This is a genomic window from Parasphingorhabdus sp. (assembly GCF_039982415.1).
Classification (GTDB): domain Bacteria; phylum Pseudomonadota; class Alphaproteobacteria; order Sphingomonadales; family Sphingomonadaceae; genus Parasphingorhabdus.
Map to the genome: position 1 here is coordinate 229,151 of NZ_JBDWYL010000007.1, position 26,522 is coordinate 255,672.

Annotated in this window: 28 protein-coding genes; 7 read left to right on the forward strand and 21 right to left on the reverse strand. The window is 50.9% G+C overall.

Annotated elements, in window-relative coordinates; genetic code table 11:
• Positions 1 to 97: 97 nt before the first annotated feature.
• The 5 genes from ABJU74_RS10945 to ABJU74_RS10965 all read right to left on the reverse strand — a co-directional run bounded on the left by ABJU74_RS10945 (position 98) and on the right by ABJU74_RS10965 (position 6,815).
• A complete protein-coding gene (locus tag ABJU74_RS10945; RefSeq protein ID WP_348384249.1) occupies positions 98 to 2,794 on the reverse strand; it encodes a TonB-dependent receptor in 2,697 nt (898 codons plus the stop codon).
• A gap of 77 nt (positions 2,795 to 2,871) precedes the next feature.
• Entirely contained in the window at positions 2,872 to 4,395 is a 1,524-nt protein-coding gene (locus ABJU74_RS10950; protein ID WP_348384250.1) for a hypothetical protein, read from the reverse strand.
• Between the two features lie 294 nt (positions 4,396 to 4,689).
• On the reverse strand, positions 4,690 to 5,064 hold the full coding sequence (locus ABJU74_RS10955) for a hypothetical protein (protein ID WP_348384251.1): 375 nt from the start codon (positions 5,062 to 5,064) through the stop codon (positions 4,690 to 4,692).
• 186 nt (positions 5,065 to 5,250) lie between these two features.
• A complete protein-coding gene (locus ABJU74_RS10960; RefSeq protein ID WP_348384252.1) occupies positions 5,251 to 5,898 on the reverse strand; it encodes an HAD-IA family hydrolase in 648 nt (215 codons plus the stop codon).
• Complete coding sequence (locus tag ABJU74_RS10965; RefSeq protein WP_348384253.1) at positions 5,895 to 6,815, reverse strand: SMP-30/gluconolactonase/LRE family protein; 921 nt, start codon at positions 6,813 to 6,815, stop codon at positions 5,895 to 5,897. The genes ABJU74_RS10960 and ABJU74_RS10965 overlap by 4 nt, the downstream gene beginning before the upstream one ends.
• 85 nt (positions 6,816 to 6,900) lie before the next feature.
• Here ABJU74_RS10965 and ABJU74_RS10970 point away from each other — a divergent pair, with 85 nt between their 5' ends.
• The 3 genes from ABJU74_RS10970 to ABJU74_RS10980 all read left to right on the forward strand — a co-directional run bounded on the left by ABJU74_RS10970 (position 6,901) and on the right by ABJU74_RS10980 (position 10,585).
• Positions 6,901 to 8,337, forward strand: coding sequence for an NAD-dependent succinate-semialdehyde dehydrogenase (locus tag ABJU74_RS10970; protein WP_348384254.1), 1,437 nt, complete (start codon positions 6,901 to 6,903; stop codon positions 8,335 to 8,337).
• An 11-nt stretch (positions 8,338 to 8,348) separates the two neighbouring features.
• Complete coding sequence (locus ABJU74_RS10975) at positions 8,349 to 10,001, forward strand: thiamine pyrophosphate-binding protein (RefSeq protein WP_348384256.1); 1,653 nt, start codon at positions 8,349 to 8,351, stop codon at positions 9,999 to 10,001.
• Positions 10,002 to 10,081: 80 nt separating this feature from the next.
• Positions 10,082 to 10,585, forward strand: a complete 504-nt coding sequence (locus ABJU74_RS10980) for a VOC family protein (RefSeq protein WP_348384257.1) — start codon at positions 10,082 to 10,084, stop codon at positions 10,583 to 10,585.
• A gap of 21 nt (positions 10,586 to 10,606) precedes the next feature.
• Here ABJU74_RS10980 and ABJU74_RS10985 read toward each other — a convergent pair whose 3' ends face one another.
• From ABJU74_RS10985 to coxB, 14 genes are all read right to left on the reverse strand, one after another.
• Positions 10,607 to 11,014 carry an EVE domain-containing protein gene (locus ABJU74_RS10985; protein ID WP_348384258.1) on the reverse strand — a complete coding sequence of 136 codons (408 nt, stop codon included), beginning with the start codon at positions 11,012 to 11,014 and terminating at the stop codon, positions 10,607 to 10,609.
• A 101-nt stretch (positions 11,015 to 11,115) separates the two neighbouring features.
• On the reverse strand, positions 11,116 to 11,685 hold the full coding sequence (locus tag ABJU74_RS10990; RefSeq protein ID WP_348384259.1) for a fasciclin domain-containing protein: 570 nt from the start codon (positions 11,683 to 11,685) through the stop codon (positions 11,116 to 11,118).
• A gap of 122 nt (positions 11,686 to 11,807) precedes the next feature.
• On the reverse strand, positions 11,808 to 12,581 hold the full coding sequence (locus ABJU74_RS10995; protein ID WP_348384260.1) for an SDR family oxidoreductase: 774 nt from the start codon (positions 12,579 to 12,581) through the stop codon (positions 11,808 to 11,810).
• A complete protein-coding gene (locus ABJU74_RS11000; protein WP_348384261.1) occupies positions 12,578 to 12,949 on the reverse strand; it encodes a dihydroneopterin aldolase in 372 nt (123 codons plus the stop codon). Before ABJU74_RS11000 ends, ABJU74_RS10995 begins: the two co-directional genes overlap by 4 nt.
• 64 nt (positions 12,950 to 13,013) lie before the next feature.
• Complete coding sequence (locus ABJU74_RS11005) at positions 13,014 to 13,898, reverse strand: class I SAM-dependent methyltransferase (protein ID WP_348384262.1); 885 nt, start codon at positions 13,896 to 13,898, stop codon at positions 13,014 to 13,016.
• Positions 13,891 to 15,294, reverse strand: coding sequence for a threonine synthase (thrC, locus tag ABJU74_RS11010; RefSeq protein ID WP_348384263.1), 1,404 nt, complete (start codon positions 15,292 to 15,294; stop codon positions 13,891 to 13,893). The genes ABJU74_RS11005 and thrC overlap by 8 nt, the downstream gene beginning before the upstream one ends.
• A 42-nt stretch (positions 15,295 to 15,336) precedes the next feature.
• Positions 15,337 to 15,927, reverse strand: a complete 591-nt coding sequence (locus ABJU74_RS11015; protein ID WP_348384264.1) for an SURF1 family protein — start codon at positions 15,925 to 15,927, stop codon at positions 15,337 to 15,339.
• Complete coding sequence (locus tag ABJU74_RS11020) at positions 15,924 to 16,316, reverse strand: DUF983 domain-containing protein (RefSeq protein ID WP_348384265.1); 393 nt, start codon at positions 16,314 to 16,316, stop codon at positions 15,924 to 15,926. Before ABJU74_RS11020 ends, ABJU74_RS11015 begins: the two co-directional genes overlap by 4 nt.
• 9 nt (positions 16,317 to 16,325) lie before the next feature.
• Positions 16,326 to 17,195 (reverse strand): cytochrome c oxidase subunit 3, encoded by an 870-nt coding sequence (locus tag ABJU74_RS11025; protein ID WP_348384266.1) that lies wholly within the window; start codon positions 17,193 to 17,195, stop codon positions 16,326 to 16,328.
• A gap of 35 nt (positions 17,196 to 17,230) precedes the next feature.
• Complete coding sequence (locus ABJU74_RS11030; RefSeq protein WP_348384267.1) at positions 17,231 to 17,821, reverse strand: cytochrome c oxidase assembly protein; 591 nt, start codon at positions 17,819 to 17,821, stop codon at positions 17,231 to 17,233.
• On the reverse strand, positions 17,818 to 17,982 hold the full coding sequence (locus tag ABJU74_RS11035; RefSeq protein ID WP_348384567.1) for a hypothetical protein: 165 nt from the start codon (positions 17,980 to 17,982) through the stop codon (positions 17,818 to 17,820). Before ABJU74_RS11035 ends, ABJU74_RS11030 begins: the two co-directional genes overlap by 4 nt.
• Positions 17,979 to 18,884 (reverse strand): heme o synthase, encoded by a 906-nt coding sequence (locus tag ABJU74_RS11040; protein ID WP_348384268.1) that lies wholly within the window; start codon positions 18,882 to 18,884, stop codon positions 17,979 to 17,981. The genes ABJU74_RS11035 and ABJU74_RS11040 overlap by 4 nt, the downstream gene beginning before the upstream one ends.
• 93 nt (positions 18,885 to 18,977) lie before the next feature.
• Positions 18,978 to 20,630 (reverse strand): cytochrome c oxidase subunit I, encoded by a 1,653-nt coding sequence (ctaD, locus tag ABJU74_RS11045; RefSeq protein ID WP_348384269.1) that lies wholly within the window; start codon positions 20,628 to 20,630, stop codon positions 18,978 to 18,980.
• A 14-nt stretch (positions 20,631 to 20,644) separates the two neighbouring features.
• Positions 20,645 to 21,697 (reverse strand): cytochrome c oxidase subunit II, encoded by a 1,053-nt coding sequence (coxB, locus tag ABJU74_RS11050; RefSeq protein WP_348384270.1) that lies wholly within the window; start codon positions 21,695 to 21,697, stop codon positions 20,645 to 20,647.
• A gap of 252 nt (positions 21,698 to 21,949) precedes the next feature.
• Between coxB and pyrE the strand changes: the two genes are divergently transcribed.
• From pyrE to lepB, 4 genes are read left to right on the forward strand one after another with little or no spacing between them, the layout of a single operon-like run.
• Positions 21,950 to 22,531, forward strand: coding sequence for an orotate phosphoribosyltransferase (pyrE, locus tag ABJU74_RS11055; protein WP_348384271.1), 582 nt, complete (start codon positions 21,950 to 21,952; stop codon positions 22,529 to 22,531).
• The gene (locus ABJU74_RS11060; RefSeq protein ID WP_348384272.1) at positions 22,528 to 23,262 is read left to right on the forward strand and encodes a pyridoxine 5'-phosphate synthase; all 735 of its coding nucleotides are present in this window, start codon (positions 22,528 to 22,530) and stop codon (positions 23,260 to 23,262) included. The genes pyrE and ABJU74_RS11060 overlap by 4 nt, the downstream gene beginning before the upstream one ends.
• A 10-nt stretch (positions 23,263 to 23,272) precedes the next feature.
• On the forward strand, positions 23,273 to 23,677 hold the full coding sequence (gene acpS, locus ABJU74_RS11065; protein WP_348384559.1) for a holo-ACP synthase: 405 nt from the start codon (positions 23,273 to 23,275) through the stop codon (positions 23,675 to 23,677).
• Positions 23,678 to 23,730: 53 nt separating this feature from the next.
• Complete coding sequence (lepB, locus tag ABJU74_RS11070) at positions 23,731 to 24,600, forward strand: signal peptidase I (RefSeq protein WP_348384273.1); 870 nt, start codon at positions 23,731 to 23,733, stop codon at positions 24,598 to 24,600.
• A gap of 11 nt (positions 24,601 to 24,611) precedes the next feature.
• Here lepB and argC read toward each other — a convergent pair whose 3' ends face one another.
• On the reverse strand, positions 24,612 to 25,544 hold the full coding sequence (gene argC / locus ABJU74_RS11075) for an N-acetyl-gamma-glutamyl-phosphate reductase (RefSeq protein ID WP_348384274.1): 933 nt from the start codon (positions 25,542 to 25,544) through the stop codon (positions 24,612 to 24,614).
• Between the two features lie 5 nt (positions 25,545 to 25,549).
• Entirely contained in the window at positions 25,550 to 26,449 is a 900-nt protein-coding gene (locus ABJU74_RS11080) for a C40 family peptidase (RefSeq protein WP_348384275.1), read from the reverse strand.
• Between the last annotated feature and the right edge of the window lie 73 nt (positions 26,450 to 26,522).

The following is a 26,522-nucleotide window of genomic DNA, read 5'->3' on the forward strand; positions in this document are numbered from 1 at the left end:
ACCAAGAGCTATAACGGTTTGGTGACTAACCTGCGACTCATTGATGACAGAAAAATTACAATTCCCGTTCAACCCAACCTCAAAGCAAAACCTGCAATTAGAAGTTAATCCCGATACTCATGGAAAAACGGGTACCAACGTCAAAGCCGTTATTGATGATCCGGCTGTTATTGAGCGTTTGAGATTCCGAATAATCCGTACCAAGGAGATTACGCGCTTCAAACTTCAATTCTATCTCTTGCCCGGCAATTTCAAGCTGTTCTCGCATGACAAAATCAAGCTGAACACCGGTTCTTTCAATGAGATCCGGTTGGTCTTGTGGGCCACGCGCGGTGACCCGAGGACTGTTATAGGTCAGCAATATTGTTTGCTGGGACAAACCTTCCTCGGCTTCCATACCAAATTGCAGATTCGCAACATGTGTGGACTGCCCGGTCAACCGATCGCCATTGTTGAACAGGTTGGATGCCGCAGTAGGCTGTAACGTCACCGGGTTTATCGCGACATCATCAGCCGAAACCGTGATTTCTGACTTGGTATAAGTATAGTTTGCCGCCAGAAGCAACCGACGGTTTTCGAAGAAATTTCCGCCAAAAACATCATAGAGCGGGAAATATTTCACCAATTCTATTTCAGCGCCATAAAGCATTGCGCTGGGGGCATTGGAAAAGCCGGTAAACAGTGTTCCTCCGCCCTGAACAAACGCGACATTTTCAATCGGATTATCAATATCCTTGTAGAAACCGGCCAGCGTGATTCTCTCGCCACGGCCAATATAATATTCGAAACGGCCTTCGAGATTGATTAACTCACTGTCCTGCAAAAGTGGGTTACCGATAAAGGTTCTATCCGTATCCAGATCGAGAAATTGCTGAGGCGCCAATTCCCGAAATTGCGGCCGCGCAACTGTTTTTGAAGCTGCAAAACGAATTTGCATATCATCAGCAAAATTCCAGGTGAGCGTTCCGGCCGGCAACCAATAATCATTGGCCAGCTGGGTCTCTACGGCGGCTTGGCCGCCCGTCAGCGTGATCGGCAACACTTGTTGCTGGGCATCTTCGTAGCGCACACCAACGTTCAAGCGTAATCCGTCAGCCAATTCAGCATCAAACTGACCATAGCCGCCATGAATTTCCAATTCCGCAGTATAACCAGGCACAGAGGTTTGCGCCGCCACTTCTCGCAATTCTATTTCTTGCGTAAAGACGTTGAATTCAGACAAGAGAAAATCGATCCGTTGCTGATCGAAGGGGCTACCCAATCCATTGGCTGGAACGAAACGAAAATCGCGCCGTTGCGCTTCCCGATCATTCAGATAATAGCTGTAGCCTACGGTGAAGTTGATCGGCACACCGATATCGGTTTCATATCCGAAATCAAAACCAGCCCCATATACGTCATCATTCAAATCGCTAAACCGGATGCGAGCAGACTCGCCCGGAGATGTAAGGTCATTGACAAAGTCATTCGCAAATTGGTCATCAAACGCATAGCTTGACGTCCTTTGATAAGGCGCATCTCTTTTCGAATTTGCATAGCTGCCGCGTATATCAACTGAGATCTCATCAAATTTCAATTCGCCAACAAATTGTGTGGTAAATAATTGCCGTTCGAACCAGCTGGTGCGGCTTTGATTCAACAGCGTTTCTTCGTCGACATTAATCGCATCTATGCCTTGTTTGATCGAGGCATCTTTGACCGTGTCGTGAATATAAAGATTCGTAAAGCGAAACTTATGCTCATCCACTTCGGCTGATAAGGCTAACAACCCATTGACAATTATACGATTCTCAGTCGTCAGAAAGTTAAAATTCTGATCTGGAAGCAAACCTGCGGTTCCGTCAATATTGACGATACCTTGCGACGTTTGTTGCACGCCGCCGCGCGTTCGCCAGCTATTTTCAAAACCGGCAGTCGCAATGATGCCAACTAACGCATCGCCAACATCAATGGACGTCCCGCCGGTAATTTCCGCGGAAAAATTGGCAGGGATATCGCGATTGCGCTGGATCAATGCGGTTTCCGCATTGGTCAGGCTGGCGGCAAAATTTTGCAGATCAAGACTGCTGAAATTTACACCCGCCGAGATCGGAATATTTTGTGCAATGGCCTGACCCAAGCCGTCAGGAATCGAGCGCGTGCCATCATCATAGCCGATAATATCCGTATCGGAGCCATCATAAGTATAGCCGAGCTCTCCGGTTGTTTCACTGTCACCGCTGACACCAAAGCTCAGTTTCAAAAAGGGTTCATCCGGCGTGGACTTGGTCGTCAAGTTGATCACCCCGCCACCAAATTCTCCGGGATAGTTGACCGAATAGCTCTTCTGGACAACCGTTGAAGCGATCACGCTGGTCGGAAACAGATCCAAAGGGACCACCCGTCGCAATGGTTCGGGTGATGGCAAGGGCAAACCGTTGAGTAAGGCGAGAGAATACCGTTCCCCGAGACCCCGGACGAAGACGAACCGACCGCCTACAACGCTGAGACCGGTGACCCGCTGCAACGAGCCGGCAATATCACCGTCCGCCGCGCGCGCGATTTCTTCTTCACCCAGAACTGAAACCACTTCAGATGTCGCGCGGATCGGATTGGGAATAAATTTACCGCGTACAATGATTTCGCCGCTAAAATCTCCACCGGGAGCGGACACATCAACTTCATCATCTGGTGCTTCATCTGCCGGGCTGGATTGCGCAGCATTATCCGCAGAATTTGTTTGCGCCAATGCAGATGGCGTACAAAAAGCCGTGCTAAACAATAGACTTGTGACCAAAGATGCCCGCTTCGTCATCGGAGATTTTCCTTTTTCATAATATAGAAAATGGGATGACGGCTTCTTCAACCGCCATCCCATCAAACGTTGCTAGCTCAACCAATGGTTGGAGCGGTGGCGCAATCATTTGCGTAGAGACCGCAAGTCCATCCCTGGAACCGCATGTCATTCGCATCTTGGACCGCACCGATATAGCTGACATCTTCAAAGAAGCTGTCGACCGCGCTGACCGCAAAGGGGGTGATCGCGGTTTCATTCGCGCCGTTCACAAAAGCAAAAGATGCAGCGACATTGGCCAATGTCGATGTGCCCGCTTCGGTATTGTTCGTACCGGCATTGAATATGGTTTGGATTTGTGCCGCCGTCACATTGCCATCATCGACAAATGCTGTCGCACAGCTGAGGAACAGCGATTCAAAGACCGGCGGTCCATTTTCATCAGCTGCGGCTCCAGCGGCCTGGATGGTTGTTTGGCCATCAATATCAATACATGCAGCAGAGCTGTTAAACACACTATTATAAAAAGCGTAATCGCCGCCGCCACGGAGAAGGATGACGTGATCCCCACCATTGGATACAAAAGTAACATTAGCCAATTTGTGATCCTGACGCGGTTCTGCATCTTCATCACCATTGGAGTCCGCTTCCATCACATGGTCACCACCATTGGCGCGCTGCACCGCCAGAACAAACTGGTTATTGCCTTTAAAGCCGGAGTCGGAATCAACCGAATCATCATCAATACCGGTCATCACAAGGTTTTTGCCGTTTACTCGGCCACCAAACCATTCGACGCCATCGTCAGAACTGTTATGCACTTGGATGTTCTGGAAGAAAGTGCCGCTGCCGACGCCAGCCAAGGTAATGCCATTCAGCTCATTGCCGGGTGACACCTCAAAACCGGGATAGCGGACTTGCACATAGGATAAGCGGCCACTGGAATCGGCTGGTAACGTGCCGCCATAAACCGCATTGGTTGGTCCTTCTACAATCGCTTCGCAATCCGTTCGCGTACCGCCCGGATTGGAGGCACCACCGGTTGAACAATCAGAAATCGGCGCCCGGCCCAATATGACCACGCCGCCCCATTGACCGATGCTATCCACACCAGTTGTACCCAATATATTTTGACGCGAAGTCATAATGATTGGTGAAGAGGCATTGCCTTCGGCAAAAAGTTGCGAACCGCGGTTAACCAGAAGAAAATCGCCGCCTGATGAACCGAAAATCACAACGCCGGGTTCAATCGTCAAGATACCGGTCGACCCGCCATCTACGCCGACTTCCACCGCTCCGGAGAAAGAGTAAATAGTGCCGTCCCGATTGGGAACGGTCAGATTGCCAGAAATCACACCGGAAATTTGACAGTTACGCAATTCCTGACTGTTACCGGTTGTAATCGTTCCGACATTAGCGGTTCCGGTTGGGCAATCCGCTGCTGGGCCTCCAGTTGGTGTCGGAGTTGGTGTCGGTGTCGGGGTTGGTGTTGGCGTCGGAGTAGGCGCCGGCAATACTATCGTGCCTTCCCCTGGAGAGGCCACATCATCGGCGCCACAAGCAGTAACCGCAATTGCTGCTACACCGGCGAAAAGTACAGAACGAATTTGCTTATTCAACATGGATAAAGTCTCCGCAATATTACTGATTTTCAAAACTTCAGATCAGATGATGTGGAAACGAATCATTTGCCCCCATCGCCTTCGTTGAAGGGCATTAGGGTCAACAAATGACCTCTCGGTGCGGTTTATGTGACTCTTCAGAGACAGTAATATTTCGAGATTGTTGCAATGACTTTGAGGGGCGCACAAAAGTGACCTTTCATGGTGCAATGCAAAAAATCAGCAAATATATTATTTACAAACAAAAAGGGCGGCCGCTTTCACGTCCGCCCTCAAAGATCAGAAAAATTGAATTTAGCGTGAAGCTAGACGTCCATTCAAATTGGACAGCGCAGTTTCTGCTGCCTTACGCGAATCTAATATGGTTCCGTCCGAAAGCACCACATCAAAGCTGCGGTTACTATTCATGGCCGCCATGAACATTTTTGCAGCATCACCCGTGCGTCCTGTTCTGACATAAGCTTGGCCAAGATTGATCATCACGGCAGGATCTTTCAGTGATCCGCGTTCCAACTTCGCGACAGCTGCCTCATTCTCTCCTGCCATCAAGGCATCATAAGCCAACGCACCCTTGGCATAGCCAATTTCACCTTCTGGCGATTGGGCTAATCCAGGCGAAGCGATGACGGCCAGACCCATGGTTAGAGCAATAATCCTTGTGTTTTTCATAGTTACTCTCCTAACTCTCTGAGACTTTATTACAGATTTGTGACACTGACTGCAATATAAATGTAATATTTATGTCATTATAGAGTCACTAAAAAATGGCGGAAATACGACATTCTTAACGAGAATATCGCTATTTCAGTCTGTTACTGAGCGTGAAAAATGGTTTTGGAGGCGCGAAATTGCCCGCTAATTAAATGGCATTTCCAGCAAATCATGCAGATCTTTGAGCGCTTGATGCTCGCCGGTAACCTTGATCGCTGCCATGCCGAGCTGGGCTGCCGGCTTGCAATTAATACCTAGGTCATCAAGATAAATACACTGCTCCGGCCGGACATCCAACGCTTCGCACATCATTTCATAAATACGCGGATCAGGCTTCCTAATACCCGCCTTGCTGCTTTCAATAATATGATCAAACCGCGCCATGATCGCGGCGATGGCGGTCGCCTTCTCATCGTCCAACGCCATGCCTGAACCCTTTCCGGACGGCACATTGTTGGTAATGCAGCCGATGGTAAAGCTCTTGGCCTTGAGAATATCCAACATCTCAACCATTGCTGGGCGGATATCACCAGCCAGGCAAGCCAGTACTTCCTCTCCATTTAGTCCAATACCCAGAGCATTCGCTTCTTCAGCAAAGAGGCGATCAAAACCCGCCGCATCAATTTCCGACCGTTCAAATTTCGCCCAGGCATTATCATGCGGATTGGTGCTATTGATCGTTCGAACACTGTGAATGGGTACGCCCCGCTCAGCCTCAAGCCGGTTAAACGCATCAAAAGGCGAGGACGTAATGACTCCGCCGAAGTCGAAAATCACGGTGTCGTAGTTCACTTATTCAAATACTCCAATTTCAGTCCCGGTCGCTTCCAGCGCGTTTTGACCAGACGGCCTGATGCCGACAGACAGAGCCAGGCATCCATCATATCGTCACCGCCGAAACATATATTGGTGGTGAAAATATCATCTGTAGCAACAAACTCGACCAATTCGCCGGCCGGCGAAATCACGCTAATCCCGCATTCGCCAATGGTCGCGACACAGATATTTCCGCTTTCCTCCATCGCCAGGCTATCGAAAAATTTATAGCCTGCGGGACGATAAACGGGGATACCCGGGCCGCCGGGGCCTGCATCCGGCGCGACTTTACCCGGCGCAGTAATGTTAAATTTCATCAGGCGGCAGGTATAGGTTTCCGCAGCATAAAGTGTCTTGCCATCGGGGGACAAGCCAACACCATTGGGGTTTTGCGAAGGAAAAATAACTTCCTCCAAATGGCTGCCATCGGCTTTCGCGTAGAATATCCCTACAATATCATGGCTGCGCTTGGCATAATCGATTTTGCCGTGATCGGTGAACCAGAAGCCGCCCTGATCATCAAAGACAATATCGTTTGGGCCGCGCAATACGCAGTCAAAATCACCGCTCTTGTAAAGCAGTTCTACTGCACCGGTTTGCGGATCAATCCGTTCAATCCGTCCGCCGGAATAATCATTGGCAATGCCATGTGGGGTCAGAAAGCCATTTGCTTCCTGATATTCAAAACCGCCATTATTGCAGACATAGATTTTGCCATCCGGTCCGAGCGCCGCGCCATTGGGACCGCCACCCGGTTTCGCAATCACATCCTTGCTTCCATCAGCAGCCACCCGGGTTAGCTGTCCTGCCGCGATCTCAACCAAAATCACACTGCCGTCGGGCATTGCTATAGGGCCTTCAGGAAAGCGCAATCCGTCTGTGACTAGTTCCATATTTTTCCTCTCATATCCTTGTTACAATCATTGCGGGAAAGCGCCGACAAGTCTAGTGCTGTCTCAACCGGTTACAGGAGCAACTATGTCCCATAATTATCCCCCTTCCCTGCAACTCCATATTGATGGTGAGTGGATCGATGTCGCCGATCGAGACGTTCTTCATGTCGTCAATCCATCAACCGGCAAGACGATTTCAGACTTGCCCAAAGCAAGCCATGCGGATCTTGATCGCGCTTTGGATGCTGCGAACCGTGCCTTTCCAATTTGGCGCGATACCCCAGTCAATGAACGCGCCACCGTCCTTAGAAAGGCAGCCCAATTGCTGCGCGAACGGGCACCGGAAATTGGACGGCTGATAACCGCAGAACAAGGAAAGCCGGTTGCTCAAGCGACGGGCGAAGTCAGCGGCTCAGCCAATTTGTTCGAAACGATGGCGGAAGAAGCCAAGCGCTGTTACGGGCGCCTTTTGGTTCGGCCCACCGGCCAGCAGAGCTTTGTCAAATATCAACCGGTCGGCCCAGTCGCGGCTTTCAGCCCCTGGAACTTTCCGGTGTTCACGCCCGCTCGCAAATTGGCTGCCGCGCTCGCCGCGGGCTGCTCGATCATATTGAAACCAGCCGAAGAAACGCCTGCCAGTGCCATTGAAATGGTTCGCTGTCTGGTAGATGCTGGCTTGCCATCGGGAGTGGTACAAATTGTCTTTGGCGACCCAGCACAGATTTCGAGTCATTTGATCGCTTCAGATATCATTCGTAAAGTCAGCTTCACCGGTTCTGTTCCGGTTGGCAAACATTTGATGAAACTGGCGACGGAAAATATGCAACGAACCACTATGGAATTGGGTGGTCATGCCCCCGTACTTATTTTCGACGACTGTGATATGGACAAAGCGCTTAACCTTCTAGCGATGCAAAAATATCGCAACGCCGGACAAGTATGTGTCTCGCCTACCCGCTTCTATGTCCAGTCTGGCATCTATGAACAATTTGCGACAGAATTCACCAAGCGCGCCGAAAAAGTTCAAGTTGGTGACGGCTTTGGCGACAATATTGATATGGGACCGTTGGCGAATCCACGCCGTCCCGAAACGATGGAACAATTGATTAGCGACGCCAAAACAAAAGGCGCAACCGTACGCCTGGGCGGGGAAGCTATGGACAGCGACGGCTATTTTTACCAACCTACCGTCCTCACCGATGTCCCGCTGCAAGCTGATATTATGTGCAACGAACCCTTTGGTCCGGTTGCCGCTATGCGCCCTTTTGATACATTGGAAGAAGCGATTGAACAGGCCAACCGCTTACCACTCGGCCTTGCAGCCTATGCTTTCACCGAAAGCCTTCGCACCGCCAATATAATTGGGGACAAGATTGAAGCCGGAATGGTCGGGATAAACAATCTCACTATCAGCCCAGGAGACGCGCCCTTTGGCGGCGTAAAACAGTCCGGTCACGGGTCCGAAGATGGGCCCGACGGTTTGAAAGCCTATATGGTGACCAAAGCCATTCACCAGAGTTGAGGATCAGCACCATGACAAATATCCGCACAGGCGCGCAAGTTTTGGTAGATCAGCTCGTCATCCAAGGCACTGATCGCATTTTTACGGTTCCCGGCGAAAGCTTCCTTTCTGTTCTCGATGCATTGCACGACTGCGCTGGAATCGAAACGATTTCTACGCGTCAGGATGGCAGTGCCGCATTCATGGCCGAGGCCGATGGGAAGCTCACCGGCCGCCCTGGAATCGCATTTGTAACCCGAGGCCCCGGAGCAACTAATGCGAGCATCGGCGTTCACACGGCCATGCAAGACAGCACCCCAATGATCCTGTTCATTGGTGACGTGGCCCGCGATGACCGGGATCGGGAAGGCTTTCAAGAAGTCGACTTTAACGCGATGTTCTCTCCGCTGGCCAAATGGGCTGCGCGGATCGACAATGCCGCACGTATCCCCGAATATATTGCCCGCGCGTTTGACACGGCCAGTTCGGGAAGGCCCGGGCCGGTGGTACTGAGCTTGCCCGAAGACATGCTTCGCGATGCAGTAGAGACACTGGACCGGCCCAAGGTCATCGCTCCCGTGCAACCTATGTGCCCCAATGCGATGACCACGCTCACCGATCTGCTTCGCGACGCAACCGACCCCATTGCCATTATTGGCGGCGCTGGATGGTGCGCCAGCGCCCGAGACAATTTCGCTGCCTATGCAGAGCGGATTGGTCTGCCAGTTGCTTGCGCTTTTCGCCGTCAGGATAATTTTCCCAATGACAGTCCGGTCTATGCCGGCAATCTCGGCTACGGCCCTAATCCGAAATTAGTTGAACGGGTAAAAGCCGCCGATCTGGTTATTGCCGTCGGTGCACGGCTTGGGGAGGCAACCACCGATGGTTACTCGCTGATTACACCCGATCATCCTGATCAGACCTTAGTCCATATTCATCCCGATCCCGATGAACTCAACCATGTGTATCGGGTCGATTTGCCGATATGCGCCGAGATGCATGAATTTGCCGAACAAGCGGCTTTGTGGGAAGATGATCTGCTAAGCTTTGACGCGGGCAAGAATGCCCATGCCGACTATCAGCAATGGACAACGGTGAAACTCACGGATGCGATATTGGATCTCGGCCCCTGCGTGGCAGCGATGCAAGACATGCTGCCCGCTGATGCGATAATCTGCAATGGCGCGGGTAATTTTTCTGGCTGGTGGCATCGCTATTGGACCTATGGCTCTTTTCCAAGCCAACTTGCTCCGACATCCGGCGCAATGGGGTATGGCGTGCCGGCTTCGATCGCGGCGGCCCTGCGTTTCCCGGAACGTGTCTCCGCAGTGATAGCCGGCGATGGCGATTTTCTGATGAACGGACAGGAATTGGCAACAGCGGTACAATATGGCGCCAACCTTCTCGTGCTAGTCATTGACAATGGAAGCTTTGGTACGATCCGTCTGCATCAGGAGCGCGAATATCCGGCACGCCTGTCGGCCACTTCCTTGCAAAACCCGGATTTCGCGATGCTTGCTAAAGCCTATGGCGGGTGGAGTGCGACAGTCGAAAGTACCGATCAATTTGCGCCTGCGCTGGAAAAAGCAATGCAGCGCACAGGCCTGCGTTTGTTGCATCTAAAGACCGAAGTCGAGTTTCTAACCGCCGCCGGTGCTACTGTTAGTGGACTGCGATCCAAATAGAATATCATTGTAACAATGCGGGCTGCGAAAGCGAATATGGTCTGTTAGCGTCATGATATTCGATCAAAGGAACTCGTAAAATGAAACCTCTTTCGCTGCTCCTGACTACAAGCATTTTGCTGGCATCGCCCGTTGCGGCTCAGACTAAAACTACCGCGCAGGAAGAGACTGCGACACTCGAGCTCAACCATATCGGTTTTGCAGTCAGTAAACTCGATGATACAGCGTCTTTCTTTGTCGACACACTGGGTTGGAAACGCGCTGGCGGCCGACCGGAATATCCAGCAAAATTCGTGACCAATGGAAAAATGTTTGTCACCCTGTGGCAAGTCAACGATCCGGCCAAAGCGGTTTCCTTTGACCGCAAGAACAATGTCGGCTTGCATCATATGGCGATTACTGTGCGCGATTTGCCAGCGCTGCACGATCTGCACCGTAAATTTGTTGCGCATACGGGCGTGGTCGTTGAATTTGCACCGGAATTTCTGGGCAATGGCCCTGCCACACATATGATGATCCGAGAGCCATCGGGATTGCGGTTGGAATTTATTGTGCCCGCAAGCCGAATTGAAACAAAAAATTAAGCCGCTGAAAACATTCTAATATCAGCTTGCCATAGCCAATATCGCCCCCCATTGGGCCTCAGTCACGGGGGCGACAGACAATCGTGTCTGGCGAATAATGGCGAGATCGGAGAGCGCCGGATTTTGCTTCATATCCTTTAACGGTACCGCGTTATCCAGTTTGCGCACTGGTTTCACTTTAACCGCTATCCAGCGCCCCGTATCATCAAACGGATCAGGAAATTGCTCTTCGCTCACTTCCATGATCCCAACAATTTCCAATCCCTGCCGAGAATGATAGAAAAAGACCTGGTCACCCTTCTGCATTTTTTTCATATTATTGCTGGCCTGAGCATTTTTTACTCCATCCCAAACCCCTTCATTTTCAGCTATCAGATCATCCCAGCCATATTCATCGGGTTCTGACTTCATCAACCAATATTGCGCCACTATCAATTCCTTCTCACAGTTTCGTTTTTAGATAGCGGTTCTAGAGCCAACAAAAAAGGCCCCACCCTTAGGGCGAGGCCTTTTGTTCAGGATCAGAGATATCAGCCTGGCATTACGACCGTATCAATCGCATGGATGACGCCATTTGTTGCTTCCACATCGGTTGTTGTCACAATTGATTTTCCGCCAGCAGCATCTTCCAACACCACCTTTTCACCTTCCAATGACGCCTTAAGTGCGCCGCCTTGAACGGTTTTCAACGTAGTCGATCCGCCACCATCGCTAATTGCTTGGACAACATCCGCCGCTGTCAATTTGCCGGCGACAACATGATAGTTGAGCAAAGCGGACAAATCGTCTTTCTTTTCAGGGCTAAGAAGATCGCTAAGCGCTGTTGCATCGACTTTTCCAAAGGCATCATTTGTGGGCGCAAAAACTGTGAATGGGCCTTCGCCAGATAGGGTTTCACCCAATTCTGCAACCGTGACCGCGGTCAACAAAGTTGAAAAATCGGCATTGTCTTGTGCCACGCCAACGATAGTCGTTGGTTCTGCGGGGACAGCCTCTGCAATATCTTCACCACCTGTCGCATCGCTTGGGGTGGTTTCAGAACAAGCGGCCAATGCAATTGTTGCAACGCTGGCCAAGAGGACTTTCGAATAGATTCGCATTATTTTCCTTTCAGATTGATCAATATTGGGTGGGAGAATTACCCAAAGATTGATCGCTCGAAATGGAACGAAACCGCGCGTTAACAAGCATGTTGTCGATGAACCGAGGTGATAATTGCGACCTACCGTTGTGCGAGGAACATAAAATCACGATCATAGCTTTTCATATGTGCGCCGCCGTCGACAAATAGCGTCTGACCGGTCACATTTTTTGCCTCTGCCAGATATTGAACTGCCGCTGCAATATCATCGGGAGAAGATAAGGTGCCGAGCGGCATTAGCTGTTTTAGGCGTTCCATTTGATCGTCCTGATAGGCGTCAGTTGGAATAGTCAGTCCCGGCGCCACACCGTTTACACGGATCGTGTCAGCGCATGCCAAAGCCAAAGTTCGAATCGATTCTGCCAAAGCCTGTTTGGACAATGTATAACTCAGTTGATCGCCAACGGGATTTCGGACACGTTGATCCACAATGTTGATCACAGCGCCCTTTTGACCATCTGCCATTCGTTTGGCCATTAAAGTGGTCAGCAAGGTGGGAAGCATCATATTGATGCGCAAATGGCTTTCGAGCGCGGCGGCTTGCAATGTCTCCTTGTTGTCATAATGGAACAGAGACGCATTATTGACAAGCAAGTCCGGTGCTCGTCCAAAATGAGCGATCACCATATCCAATAATCTTTCGCCGCTGCCTTCAACGTTAAAATCAGCGACGACACCCAACCAGTCGCTATTATTATCTTTCAAAATTTGCGCCAATCCAGCTTCGGGAACATCGTCGCTATGGCCATGAAGCGCCAATGCATATCCATTTTCAGCCAGGTGACCCGCAATATGGGCGCCAAGTCGTCTCAGTCCTCCGGTGACCAATGCCAGTTTCGATGGCTTTTCGGTCATTTACGCGCCCGCGACATGGTGATGCCAATAGCTTCACCTTTTTCAGAAATAAGCAGTTTCACGATTTTCACCGTGACACTCAAAACGCTTTGGTCCTGCAGGAACAAGGTTTCGATTATGTGATCAGCCACAGCCTCAATGAGCTTAAAATGCACGCCTTCCGGCAAGGCTTTGGTTGCGGCATCTTTTAGATCCATATAGTTTTTTGAACTGTCCAGCGGTGTATCGGGTTCATAACGCTCTTGAATCTTGAGCTCAGCGGCTATCGATATCCGCAATGGCTGCGGCAGATGGGTTTCTTCGGAATAGATGCCTGTAAGAACATCGACTTCCAAATCGTTCACCTCTAAAATAAGTGTATCTGTCATATTCTGATTTCACCATGTTGTGGCAGGATTAGCAAGCGCAGCCGGACTATATTCACTGCCAATGCTATTTGGACCAACGAGCATAAATAGCTGTGGGCAAAAGTAGTCCGCGCGACTCTTCCCGTACAGCCAATTCTCCTACTTCGATTGATCCTCCAAGATGCGCCAGTTTTTCTTGCAGCAAAGATCCCAATGCCAATGCGGACATGCGCACTGCGTAAACGGTCAGGAAGAGACACCTGCTCTCATCATCAAGCAGTTTTCCGCAATTCTCAATAAGCGGCGCAAGATCTTCTTCCAGTCGCCAAATTTGTCCATCTGGACCGCGGCCATATTTTGGCGGATCAAGTAAAATCGCATCATAGCGACGTTCGCGACGAACCTCGCGCGCCGCGAATTTAGCCGCATCGTCAATAATCCAGCGGATCGGACGTTCTGCCATGCCTGACAAAGCGGCATTGTCTCGCGCTGCAGAAACCGACTTTTTCGAAGCATCAACATGCACTAGCTTGGCGCCAGCAGCGGACATAGCCAAAGTGCCGACACCGGTATATCCGAACAAGTTAAGAGCCTGCGCCTCATCAACATCTGCAATATGACCACGAATCCATCGCCATATCGGATCCATATCCGGGAAATAAGCCAAGTGGCGAAACGGCGTACATTGCGCCGTGAACGTCACTTCTTCCCAAGAAAGCGGCCAACCTTCTTCGGGTACAGGTCGAAGAAAATGCCAACGTCCGCCACCATCATCATCGGATGCTGGGATGAATTCTCCATCCGCCTGCCAATCCTCCAGAGCAGGAGCCCACATGGCCTGTGGTTCAGGGCGAATAAAGTGATAGGCACCATAGCGCTCCAGCTTACGCCCGTGGCCGCAATCAATTAGCGCATAATCCTCGCGCGGATCACTGATCATAACAGCCGGTTTTGAGGCGGACTCAGCCATGGGCGGGAGTTGCTTTTGACGTTACGAAAGATTTGACCGCATCATAATCGCCTGGCAATTTATCATAGGCTTCTTCGCGATCGAAAAGATCACCAATCCGTCGAGGTAAGCTCGGCCTCACACCCGTTGCCCGTTCGACTGCATCCCGGAATTTGGCGGGATGCGCCGTTGCCAAGGTCACGATCGGAGTGGATGGATCCAATTCTGCCGCCTGTGCAGCGGCCAAGCCAATAGCTGTGTGCGGGTCAATAACTTGTCCGGCTTCCCCTTGTGCCTGACCCATAGCCAGTGTCATTTGGTTGGAATCCACGCGCGCACTGGCAAATATTTTCGCCGCTTTCATGCGCATATTTTCTTCAATTTGCATGTCACGACTGGCTTCAAATGCATGCATACGTGCCGCCGTTTTCGCGCCATCTCGGCCCTCCAAATCAAACAGCAGCCGTTCAAAATTGCTACTCACTTGAATATCCATTGAAGGCGCAGCGGTCGGAGTAACGGTGCCGGCGGAATAGTCCCCATCCTGCAATGCCCGATGCAATATGTCATTCACATTGGTTGCTACAATCAGACGCGCAACGGGCAAACCCATTTGCGATGCCACATATCCGGCGAACACATCGCCGAAATTTCCGGTTGGAACCGAAAATGCAATCTTGCGATGGGGCGCGCCTAGCTGCGACGCCGCATAGAAATAATAGACGATTTGCGCCATTAGCCGCGCCCAGTTAATCGAGTTAACCGCAGAAATTGCGAAACTATTGGTCACTTCTTTGTCCGCGAACATCCGTTTGACCATGGCCTGAGCATCGTCAAAACTCCCGTCAATGGCGATATTGTGGACATTGGGTGCCAAGACTGTAGTCATCTGCCGCCGTTGCACGTCCGAAATCCGGCCATCCGGATGCAGCATGAAAATATCGACCTTGTCCCGGCCAGCCAGCGCATCAATAGCCGCTGATCCTGTATCCCCGGACGTTGCCCCGACAACCGTCAGATGCTTGTCCTGGCGCGCTAAGAAGGTTTCAAACAGCAAGCCAAGCAATTGCAGAGCCACATCTTTGAACGCCAATGTTGGACCGTGAAACAATTCCAAAAGCCAATGCTGTTCATCCAATTGCACCAATGGCGTCACCGCCTTATGCGCAAATCGGCCATAGGCTTGTTCGCATAGGCTGCGCAGCTCCACTTCCGAAAGGACATCTCCAACAAAAGGTTTCATTACGCGAACAGCAATTTCAGCGTAAGGCAATCCCGCCATATCTGCTATTTCTGTCTCAGAAAAACGGGGCCAATGAGTGGGGACATAAAGACCACCATCCCCAGCCAATCCGGCCAGCGTGACTTGTTCAAAATTCAGGGGCTCGGCGCCACCGCGTGTTGAGATATATTCCATAATGGGCTGCGGGTTAGCCGCCTCCATCATCAAGGGCAAGGTTTAAGCTTTAATTGTGCCCTTGCTTCGTCCTCGCAGCGCCAGAAAATAGATGATGAGCGCAATAGCAGCAAAAAGAAACCACTGGACGGCATAAGCCATATGATTGTTCGGAACATCATCAGTCGAGGGCGGTTGGCTTTTCTCCAGCCCGGCAATTGGTGAGCTGGCAACCAGACGCACCATATGCTGGCTATCAGGTGCAATGACCCCGTCAACCTCTCCGCCTGTCCATTGTGGATTGTCCGGTGATTTTGACCATCCACCAACAATATGCGCACCCGGCCCTTCTCCGCCCAATGTCTTGCAATGGGCAATATGCGCCCAGCCGGATTGACCGCGAGCATTGCGGCCGCTTACCGCCCGCCAACTGAGAACCTCGAGGCAATGGACCGATGATCGACGGAAATAAGCGGGATCATTTTCCACTGGCACTGCAGGATAACTGATTGGTGGCTCGTTGCTGGCGGCTTCATAAGTAGCGAGCAATCCGTTCTTCCATTCTGCGCGCTGCAATTGCCAGATGCCCAATCCGATCATAATCGCAACAGCTATTGCAACCACCACGGTTCCTATAATAGGAATGGACTTCATCGCGCATCACTTTCGTCGATACTGCCTTCTCTTGCCTGATTGCGGTGCTCGAGAATTAACAACACGGCTTTCATCAATCGAAGAGATCCGATCACTGCAGCAATAGTCAGCGGAAACCACAAAAGTGCATGCACCCACATTGGAGGATAGAAATTCAATTCGACAATTAGCGCCAATGCCAGGATCACGCCGCCGACAATAAGCGTTAGAAAAGCCGCTGGGCCATCACCCACGTTATATTTATCATAATCGAGACCACAGGCGCGGCAGGACGGCGCAAATGCGGTGATGGACTGGAAAAGGGTTTTTTGCCCGCAATGAGGACAAAGGCCAAAAAGGGCAGCAGGAAGAAGATCCGGCTGCCCTTTTGAATTTTCGATATCGGTCAATGCACGGTCCTAATGAACAGGTGCACCCCAGCCGCCCCAAACATAAACAGCGATGAAGAGGAACAGCCACACGACATCAACAAAATGCCAATACCAAGCCGCCGCTTCAAAACCAAAATGCTGCTTGGGGGTAAAATGACCTTTATAGGCACGTGCAAGACATACGATCAGGAAGATTGTGCCTACAAGAACATGGAACCCGTGAAACCCAGTCGCCATGTAAAAGGCGCTGCTATAGTTCACGCCAGCAAAGGGAAAGGGTGCAATGCTATATTCATAAGCCTGAATGAAGCTAAACACAGCGCCCAAAATAATCGTCAGCCACAGGCCGGTGATCAGTCCCTTGCGATTATCGTGAATCAGAGAATGGTGCGCCCAAGTAACGGTGGTGCCCGAGCAAAGCAAAATCAACGTATTGAGCAAAGGTAACTCAAAAGCATTTAAGACCTCTATGCCTTTGGGAGGCCATTGTACCAGCGCTTCTGCGCCTTCCTGACCGATCATGTTCGTGGCTATGCCATCGGCAAAGTCAATCGGTTGTGGAAAGAGCGAATAGTCGAACCAGGCCCAGAACCAGCCGACAAAAAACATCACTTCCGACGCGATGAACAGTATCATGCCGTAGCGGAGATGCAATTGCACCACAGGTGTGTGGTCACCGGCATGCGCTTCTTTGATGACATTGGACCACCAAGTAAAAAAGGTTAGGCCCACCAAACCAACACCAATGGCAAATACCAGCGAACCAAAAGTTCCGAAGACATCCGGATGCATCCACATGATACCGCCAAAGGCCATAACCATCGCCGACATAGAACCAATAAACGGCCAAATGTCTGGTGGCAAAATATGATAATCGTGGTTCTTGGCTCCGGCCATGATGTTATTCCCCAAAATTTGTCTTCGTTTAACTCTTAGCTATCGCTTTTCGCGGGGTCTACCGCAATGCCGTCTTTCGACCGATAAAATGTATAGCTTAATGTGATTTCTTCTATGTCGCGCGTCTCTGGGTCCTCCAAAATAGCAGGATCGACATAATAGAGGACCGGCATGCGCATCGTTTGCCCCGGTTCAAGCAATTGTTCTGTGAAACAAAAACACTGCACTTTGTGAAAATATTTTCCGGCCTGGACTGGGGTTACGTTAAACGTCGCCGTGCCGACAACAGGACGCTCCGATTTGTTGGTCGCGACATAAATAGCCATGTCGCGGGCGCCAACGCTCACGCGGTCAACCGTATTTTCCGGCTTGAACGACCAAGGCAAAGCCGAATTGACATTGGAATCAAAGCGCACTGACATGACTTTAGACGTGGCTTTAATCGTCGCGGCCTGGGCAACACCAACGCGCTGCGTTGTCCCGCCATAACCGGTTACCCGGCAAAAAATTTCATATAAAGGCACGGCCGCATAGCCCATTCCGAGCATCGCAACACCCATGGCTCCAGCCAATGCGGCAATCCGCAAATTTTTAGTCGTCAGATCTCGGGTTCGGGCATTGCTCATGATATCGAACTGCTAATCTTCACAAAAGTTATCAGATAAAATAGCACCACCAGGAAAAAGAGCAAACCTGCCATGATCAAGGCGCGTTGCTTTTGCTTCGCTTGATAGGCTTTTTGTTCCTCGGGCGTCATGGCGAGATCTTTATTGTCCATCTGGCTCACGCGAATATCATCCGGTCCGCTACCAAGGCTGCAAACAATACAAACAGATAGAGGATTGAAAATTTGAACAATTGCTTTTCCGCCACCATCTCCGCCGCAACATCGGTACGACTGGCTCGAACTCGAAAAGACAGCACGGCAAAAGCCAAGCTCAACATTATTGCCGCGACACCGTAAACCAAACCAGTGGCGCCAATAGCAAAGGGCGCAATTGCGCAGAGAGCAAGGACGACACTGTAAACAGCGATTTGGTTGCGCGTTGACTGACGACCGGCAACCACTGGCATCATTGGAACACCAGCCTTGGAATAATCACTATTCATGAATAACGCGAGGGCCCAAAAATGGGGCGGCGTCCAGAAAAATATGATGGCGAATAACAAGATCGGCATCAGTGTCACTTCACCGGTAACCGCAACCCAGCCAATAACTGGAGGAAAGGCGCCCGCAGCGCCGCCAATTACAATATTCTGAGGCGTGCTACGTTTAAGCCAAATCGTATAAACCACGGCATAGAAAAAGATGGAAAAAGCCAAAATTATTGCGCTCAACCAATTGACCGCCACGCCCATTAACAAGGTCGAAAATACCGAAAGGCCGATGCCGAAATGCAGCGCCGTGTCTCTGTCCATCCGCCCAGCAGGCAAAGGCCGATCCGCCGTCCGTTTCATCACTGCGTCAATGTCATATTCATACCATTGATTCAGTGCCGCCGAAGCGCCGGCCCCAAGGCTGGTGGCCAAAATCGCGGTAAAGCCTATGACCGGATGAATCGCGCCGGGCGCGGCCAGCAACCCACAAATTGCGGTAAAAATAACCAATGTCATCACACGCGGCTTGGTCAGCGCGAACAAATCTTTCGCGCTTGCCAATTTATACGGTGTTGTTGATGCGATGGTCATAATATTATCGAATTTCTCAACTGATAGTCTTATTTTTGGCAAACGCTCCGGCAACCCGAAGGCCGCCAGAGCGATTGTCCATCAAAACCTCGATTACTTAATCTGAGGTAACGTTTCAAACTGGTGAAATGGCGGCGGGCTGGACAATGTCCATTCCAATGTTGTCGCGCCTTCACCCCAATAATTGGCTTCCGCTTTGCGTCCAGCGACCAAAGACCAGGCAATATTGACGAAGAAAATCAACACACCGACAGCCATTACGACATAGCCAATCGATGCGATTTCGTTCCAATAAGCAAATTGCTCCGGATAGTCGGGATAGCGGCGTGGCATGCTCTGATTACCCAAGAAATGCATGGGGAAGAACAAGATGTTCACACCGATGAAGAAGATCCAAAAATGCAATTGGCCAAGCAATTCGCTATAGTGGCGCCCGGACATTTTCGGGAACCAATAATAGAAGCCTGCAAAAATCGAGAAAACCGCACCAAGTGACAACACATAGTGGAAATGGGCCACCACATAATAGGTGTCGTGCAAATTATCATCAATTCCGCCATTTGCGAGAACAACGCCAGTAACGCCGCCAACCGTGAACATGAAGATGAAGCCCAACGCCCATACCATGGGTGTTTTAAACGTCATCGATCCTCCCCACATGGTCGCAATCCAGGAGAAAATTTTAATACCCGTTGGCACGGCAATAACCATAGTTGCAGCGGTAAAGTACATTTTCACATTTACTGACATACCGGTTGTAAACATATGGTGGGCCCAAACCACAAAGCCAACCACACCAATAGCTACCATCGCGTAAGCCATTCCCAGATAGCCGAAAATCGGTTTACGGGAGAAGGTCGAGATAATGTGGCTGATCATGCCAAAGCCTGGCAGGATCATGATGTAGACTTCAGGATGGCCAAAGAACCAGAAAAGATGCTGATACAGCACAGGATCACCGCCGCCTGCAGCATCAAAAAATGTCGTTCCGAAATTCCGGTCTGTTAACAGCATGGTAATAGCCGCTGCCAAAACAGGAAGGGCTAGAAGCAACAAGAAAGCGGTAACTAAAACCGACCAAACAAATAGCGGCATTTTGTGCAAGGTCATACCCGGCGCACGCATATTGAAAATGGTGGTAATGAAGTTCACTGCACCCAAAATCGAACTTGCGCCCGCCAAGTGAAGGGATAAGATCGCCATATCAACGGCAGGGCCAACCGAACCGGTGGTCGACAAGGGCGCATAGACGGTCCAACCCGTGCCAGCACCCAGACCGGTACCGCCAGGCACGAAAGTCGATCCTAAAAGCAGCAAAAAGGCCGGAATAAGCAACCAGAAACTAACGTTGTTCATCCGCGGGAACGCCATATCAGGCGCGCCAATCATCAAGGGAACAAACCAGTTGCCAAAACCGCCAATCATTGCTGGCATAACCATGAAAAAGACCATGATCAGACCGTGAGCGGTGATCAGCACATTCCATAGATGCAGCGCTTCGTCCATTGATGCGCCAGCACCGACCCAGCTGGATAAATATTGAATTCCCGGCTCTGCCAATTCCATCCGCATCATGCCTGAAATCGCACCGCCGATAATCCCCGCAACAATAGCGAAAATCAGATAAAGCGTACCGATATCTTTGTGATTGGTTGACATGAACCAACGTTGGAAAAAAGCGGGCTTGTGATCCGCGTCATGCGCGTGATCGTCCAAAATCTCGCCATCAGCTGCAATTGTTGTCATCGCTTGCGTACCCCTTAGTTCGCAGCGGCGGCTGCATCTGCAGGCGCGCCTTCTGTTGTCGTCTCTTCAGCTGCTGTTTCTTCAGCGGACTCTTCGCCCTCTGCGTCAACCTCTGCATCTGCGGCTTCATCGCCTTTTACAGTGCCGCCATTGGCGCGCACCCAATCGTTAAACTTGTCTTCTGGCAGCACTTCCACCGCGATCGGCATAAAACCATGGCGCGCGCCGCACAGCTCTGAACATTGGCCGTAATAAACGCCAACTTCATCTATCTGCATTACTTTTTCATTGATCCGGCCAGGCACCGCATCCAGCTTGAACCAAGCTGCTGGGACCGCAAAGCTGTGAATGACATCCGCGCCTGTAATCAACATTTTCACTGGCTTACCGACGGGAATGACCATCCGATTGTCAACAGCCAGCTGAAACGGTTCACCGCGCGCGTCGGCTTCTTCTTGCGGCAACATGTTCGAAATAATCTCGAAATCACCATTGTCGGGATAGCTATACCCCCAATACCATTGGTAACCTGTGACTTTAATCGTCAGAGCATCTTCTGGTGCAGGCTCAAACTGCTTGGCTAGCAAACTGATCGACGGCACCGCGATAACGAGCAAGATCAGGACTGGTACAACCGTCCAAACCACCTCGATAAATGTATTATGCGTCGTTTTGGAAGGCTCCGGATTAGCACCGCGACGAAATTTGATCACGACGTAAAATAACAATCCCAATACGAACAAGCAGATCACAGTCATGATCGGCAGCAAAATGACATTATTGATCCATTTGGCCTGCTTGCCGGTCTCACTTACTTGAGGTTGAAAATCCAACCCCTTGTCGACCGGCATGCCAACGCCTTCGGTCGGCTTCATTGGCGTGTACAAAGCTGGATCCAGTCCGGATGTTAGCGCTGCTTCTTTAGCAGGTGTTTCTGCATCAGAGCTGGCTTCCGCCGGTGCGGCTTCCGCTCCTGGCGCTGCAGGCAATGCATCTTGCGCCGAAGCAGCTGCAGGCGTGAGAATCAGGCCCAATGCCAGAATCCATGCTTTCACATAATGAGTCATTCGTTGCTCAACCTTATTTTAACCCCAATTTTCGGGCGTTTTCAGCTCCTACGCTGACAAGAAGCTCTGGTAAATATGTCCGTTTGGACATCAGCCCCATTAGCCTGAAACATCCCATTTGTCGCGGCTTATAAGCAGGGTTGTCGCAAGCCTCAAGCTACTCTACGCATATTTTTTAACTTTTTGATCTTTCATTAGAACCAAGTTGAACCCATTTTAAAAAAACACAACCAATCAAAGCAGGAAGAACGCGTGACAGAAACAGAGATATTGGCCGAATTTCATGCGAGCAACGCCCTTTTGGAAGGCCATTTCATTCTGTCTTCTGGACGCCATAGCGCGCAATATTTGCAATGTGCTCGAGTCTTGATGGATCCAGCGCGCGGGGCGCGTCTAGCCAATGCGCTAGTCGCTAAGTTACCAGCAGAGATTCGCGCAGCCATTGATATTGTTGTTTCTCCGGCCATGGGCGGCGTAATTGTTGGCCATGAAATGGGCCGCGCACTCGGCACCGAAGCGATTTTCTTGGAACGGCCGGAAGGCACTTTTGAATTGCGCCGCGGCTTCGGCCTGGAACCGGGCCAAAGGGTGTTGATGATGGAAGATGTGGTCACCACCGGCCTTTCTTCCCGCGAAGCGATCAAAGCCATCGGAGAGGCCGGGGGCGAGGTTATTGCAGCCGGCGCCTTGGTCGACAGATCCAATGGCAGCGCGCAATTTGATGTGCCCTTTTTCCCGCTCCTAGCATTGGCCGTGCCCTCTTATGCCGATAACGAGCTACCCGCCGAGTTGGCCGCTATTCCAACCAGCAAACCAGGTAGCCGAAAAACATGAGCGATTCTTCCTACTTGCGATTGGGCGTCAATATTGACCATGTTGCCACAATCCGTAATGCCCGCGGCGGCGATCACCCCGAACCGGTTCGCGCGGCCACCATCGCTGCGGAGTCCGGTGCGGATGGAATTACCGCACATTTGCGCGAAGATCGCAGACATATTCGGGACGATGACTTGCTCGAATTGATGGAAACATTGGCAATTCCGCTAAATCTGGAAATGGCTGCCACTGATGAAATGCTCGATATTGCTTTGCGCCATAAACCTCATGCAGCCTGTATCGTTCCAGAGAAGCGAGAAGAAAGAACCACCGAAGGCGGGCTAGATGCCGCAGGACAGCATAATCGATTGGCAGATTTTGTCGGACAACTTCGCGAAGCCAATATTCGAGTCAGCCTTTTCATTGAACCCGATCCACGACAAATTGAAGCGGCTATTCATCTGGGCGCACCGGTCGTGGAAATTCATACCGGTCACTATGCGCACAGCTCAGGAGCGGAGCGCGAGCAAGAATTACAACGGATTAGCGACGCGGCAGCTTTGGCAGCAAAAAATGGCATTGAACCTCATGCTGGACACGGTCTCACTTTTGACAATGTCATCCCGATTGCCGCCATTCCGCAACTGGTGGAACTGAATATCGGTCACTTTCTTGTCGGAGAAGCTATTTTTGGCGGGCTTGCCGGGAGCATAAGGCAAATGCGGCAATTGATGGATGATGCACGGTGACGGGCCTGTTATGATAATCGGCCTTGGCTCTGACCTCTGCAATATCGAGCGCATTCAAAACTCGCTCAACCGTTTTGGCGCGCGTTTTGAAAAACGAGTGTTTACTGAATTGGAACGCGCCAAGGCGGCGCGGCGCCCTTACACCAAAGCAGGAACTTACGCCAAACGCTTCGCCGCAAAAGAAGCCTATTCCAAGGCGGTCGGCACCGGATTTCGAGCAGGTGTGTTTATGAAAGACATCGGCGTTGTAAATGCCAAAAGCGGTGCGCCGACTTTGGCTTTGACCGGCGGTGCGAAAAAACGGCTCGACGCGATAACCCCGGCGGGATATGATGCAGTCGTTCACCTTACACTCACTGACGATCATCCATGGGCGCAAGCATTCGTCATCATTGAGGCATTTCCTACAAAATAGACCGGCTAATGGGTGGAATTGATCGGGACGATAAGAGAAGAAGAATATAGAATATGGCTCTAGAAAAGGTGGACGAGATCGCGGCTAAGGCCGAGACCACGGAAAAAGAGAAAACGGATTGGATTGGTGAAGCCAAAAGCATTGGGCTGCTATTATTGGCGGTTCTTGCCTTTCACAGTTTGGTAGCCAAGCCTTTTTACATTCCTTCCGTATCAATGATGCCAGGTTTATTGGTTGGTGATCGTCTAATTGTCAGCAAATATGCCTATGGCTGGTCTTGGGTTTCACCAACCTTCCATGTGTTGCCGCGCATGCAAGGACGATTGTGGGGATCTATTCCCGAAAGAGGGGATATTGTTATCCTCACGCCAAAAGACCAAAGCAGCGACTATATTAAAAGGGTCATCGGATTGCCGGGTGACACATTGGAATTGCGCGGCGGCCAGATTTTCCTTAACGGCGATCCCGTTAAACAAGAAGTGCAACCGGATCTCAATTTACCCATAGATGCCAACTCCCCCTGCGGAAGCGCAGAATTTCCTGGATTGCGGGACACAGACGCGAGTGGGAATAATGTCTGTACACTCCCCATTGTAAGGGAAACGCTTCCCAATGGAGTGAGCTACGATATTATCGACCTCGGACCGCAGCCCACAGATGACATTGCACCGATAATTATCCCTGAGGGTCATTTTTATCTTATGGGTGATAATCGGGATTTAAGCGCAGATAGCCGAGTGGCCAGCCCATTGGGACTAGATGGAACCATTCCATGGGAAAATATCGGAGGCCGCGCGGAATTTATTACATTTTCACTCGACGGTTCAACCAGCTTAAATCCTGTCAGCTGGTTCACATCTTTTCGCAGCGGGCGCGCGGGCACCAGTTTGCGACCGGACAAAGTGGAAAATGCAACCGACTAAGCCGGTTCTATTTAGAGACGCAGTCCCAATGTCTCATCCAATCCGGCCATGATGTTCAAATTTTGAACGGCAGCGCCGGCAGCGCCCTTACCTAAATTATCAAGCTTGGCTACCAAACGAACATGGTCTCCTTGCCGATCAGTACATATAACCAAATCCAGACGATCCGTCGCTGGATCGTTTTCATTCAACAAGAGTTCAACGGTCTCATTGCCATTTTGAACAGTGACGATCGCAGAGTCTTGATAATGATCGGTCAGGGTTGAGAGTATATCTTGCGCCTTCGCGCCACTTCCCAATGCCAAGAGATTTAATGGAATTTCGACCAGCATGCCCCGATAGGCGCGCACCACAGCCGGGGCAAAAATAACATCACGGGTCAATCCGGCATGATATTTCATTTCCGGCATATGCTTATGTTCCAAGGCCAAACCATAGCTGCGAAAACCGATATCCTGTTCGCTTTGAAACCGTTCAATCAATGCTTTGCCACCGCCTGAATATCCCGATACAGCATTAATCGCATAGGGCCAGTCCGCCGGTAATATGCCGCGCGCAATTAACGGCGCAATGAGCGCCAGAAATCCAGTAGGATAACAACCCGGATTGGATACGAACCGAGCGTTGGCAATCTGATCACGCTGATTTTCTTGAAATTCAGCAAAGCCATAAGTCCATTGGACGGCGATCCGATGGGCTGAAGATGCATCAATAATCCGCGTGCGTTCGTTGGCAACCAGTGACACCGCTTGTCTTGCGGCCTCATCAGGCAAACACAAGATGACAAAATCACTGTCATTAATTGCTTCGCGGCGCGCCTGCTCGTCTTTGCGCAGCGCTTCGGGAAGTTTTACCAGGTTAAATTCGGTTCGCGATGCCAAACGTTCGGCAATTTCCAAACCGGTGGTACCGACGGCGCCATCGATAAACACGCTTTGTGTCATGATACTTATCCCAAACGCTTGCGTGCCAGCACGGGCTGTTCAACATCGCTGCCAAACCGCGCAATGACATCGCTCAAAGGTTCGACCACAACTTGCATCCAATGCGTGTTCGCGTGAATAAGCTGCTCGCCATCCACCATGATCCCGACATGGTCTGGGAAAAATATAATATCGCCGCTGGTTAGCGCCGCGTCGGCTGGCAAATTTTCACCGATAGCATGGAGTTGCTGATCAGCATCACGCGGGGCATTGATCCCGGACAAGGCCAGCACCATTTGAATAAGCCCAGAACAATCCAGTCCATCTCCGCTGCGACCGCCCCAAAGATACGGCGCTCCGATCAATTGCCGGGCAAATGCAACCATCGTTTCGGTACGATTGCTTGGCGCCGCGTCACCAATGGCTTGCACATGGCGTTGATGGACATAGCCTTTGCCGGTCTTCAAAAATTTGCCGCATTCACTAGCTTCGCTGCAGGCCAACTTGGCGCCCATGGGCAAACGCTTGATCACGCCAGCTTTGACATCCGGCTCGACAAAAATCAGCGCTGCGCGTGCGGAAATCAGATGCGTTGGCATGGCGGTTTTGCGCTGATGTTGCAAGGCGTGAACCGGCAAATATCCAACATAGCCATCATGATCACAAAAGCCCCAGGCCCAATCTCCAACCACATCGAGCAAATGAAAATCTTCACCATGCAGCAGCTCCGAGACCGCCTCGTGATTTTTGCCGCCCATTTTCCGGATCATCGCCTTGGGCGCTGCACAACGCATCGGCAGCGCTTCGGCGTAATGCGGCGCAAATAATTTTCCGGCCAGGGCAATATCAGCCAGATCGCCGCGATGAGCCGTGATGCGCGGATCAAAATCTTCTTCGGGGCCATGCAGTGAAAATTTTTCACGCACAGTCTGGTCCGCGGATTCAATGTCCCTGACAATATTCATTGGCTCTTATCTACCCCATTTGCAGCCCCTGTCA

Excerpts from the sequence above, each read along its gene's own strand:
- ABJU74_RS10990 (WP_348384259.1), bottom strand. The coding sequence starts at position 11,685 with ATGCGAATCTATTCGAAAGTCCTCTTGGCCAGCGTTGCAACAATTGCA.
- ABJU74_RS10945 (WP_348384249.1), bottom strand. The coding sequence starts at position 2,794 with ATGACGAAGCGGGCATCTTTGGTCACAAGTCTATTGTTTAGCACGGCT.
- ABJU74_RS10970 (WP_348384254.1), top strand. The coding sequence starts at position 6,901 with ATGTCCCATAATTATCCCCCTTCCCTGCAACTCCATATTGATGGTGAG.
- ABJU74_RS11030 (WP_348384267.1), bottom strand. The coding sequence starts at position 17,821 with ATGAGCAATGCCCGAACCCGAGATCTGACGACTAAAAATTTGCGGATT.
- ABJU74_RS11060 (WP_348384272.1), top strand. The coding sequence starts at position 22,528 with ATGAGCGATTCTTCCTACTTGCGATTGGGCGTCAATATTGACCATGTT.
- coxB (WP_348384270.1), bottom strand. The coding sequence starts at position 21,697 with ATGACTCATTATGTGAAAGCATGGATTCTGGCATTGGGCCTGATTCTC.
- ABJU74_RS11015 (WP_348384264.1), bottom strand. The coding sequence starts at position 15,927 with ATGAAGTCCATTCCTATTATAGGAACCGTGGTGGTTGCAATAGCTGTT.
- ABJU74_RS10950 (WP_348384250.1), bottom strand. The coding sequence starts at position 4,395 with ATGTTGAATAAGCAAATTCGTTCTGTACTTTTCGCCGGTGTAGCAGCA.
- thrC (WP_348384263.1), bottom strand. The coding sequence starts at position 15,294 with ATGGAATATATCTCAACACGCGGTGGCGCCGAGCCCCTGAATTTTGAA.
- acpS (WP_348384559.1), top strand. The coding sequence starts at position 23,273 with ATGATAATCGGCCTTGGCTCTGACCTCTGCAATATCGAGCGCATTCAA.
- ABJU74_RS11040 (WP_348384268.1), bottom strand. The coding sequence starts at position 18,884 with ATGACCATCGCATCAACAACACCGTATAAATTGGCAAGCGCGAAAGAT.
- lepB (WP_348384273.1), top strand. The coding sequence starts at position 23,731 with ATGGCTCTAGAAAAGGTGGACGAGATCGCGGCTAAGGCCGAGACCACG.
- ABJU74_RS10965 (WP_348384253.1), bottom strand. The coding sequence starts at position 6,815 with ATGGAACTAGTCACAGACGGATTGCGCTTTCCTGAAGGCCCTATAGCA.
- ABJU74_RS10980 (WP_348384257.1), top strand. The coding sequence starts at position 10,082 with ATGAAACCTCTTTCGCTGCTCCTGACTACAAGCATTTTGCTGGCATCG.
- ABJU74_RS10995 (WP_348384260.1), bottom strand. The coding sequence starts at position 12,581 with ATGACCGAAAAGCCATCGAAACTGGCATTGGTCACCGGAGGACTGAGA.
- ABJU74_RS10955 (WP_348384251.1), bottom strand. The coding sequence starts at position 5,064 with ATGAAAAACACAAGGATTATTGCTCTAACCATGGGTCTGGCCGTCATC.
- ABJU74_RS11000 (WP_348384261.1), bottom strand. The coding sequence starts at position 12,949 with ATGACAGATACACTTATTTTAGAGGTGAACGATTTGGAAGTCGATGTT.
- ABJU74_RS10975 (WP_348384256.1), top strand. The coding sequence starts at position 8,349 with ATGACAAATATCCGCACAGGCGCGCAAGTTTTGGTAGATCAGCTCGTC.
- ctaD (WP_348384269.1), bottom strand. The coding sequence starts at position 20,630 with ATGACAACAATTGCAGCTGATGGCGAGATTTTGGACGATCACGCGCAT.
- ABJU74_RS11005 (WP_348384262.1), bottom strand. The coding sequence starts at position 13,898 with ATGGCTGAGTCCGCCTCAAAACCGGCTGTTATGATCAGTGATCCGCGC.
- ABJU74_RS11025 (WP_348384266.1), bottom strand. The coding sequence starts at position 17,195 with ATGGCCGGAGCCAAGAACCACGATTATCATATTTTGCCACCAGACATT.
- argC (WP_348384274.1), bottom strand. The coding sequence starts at position 25,544 with ATGACACAAAGCGTGTTTATCGATGGCGCCGTCGGTACCACCGGTTTG.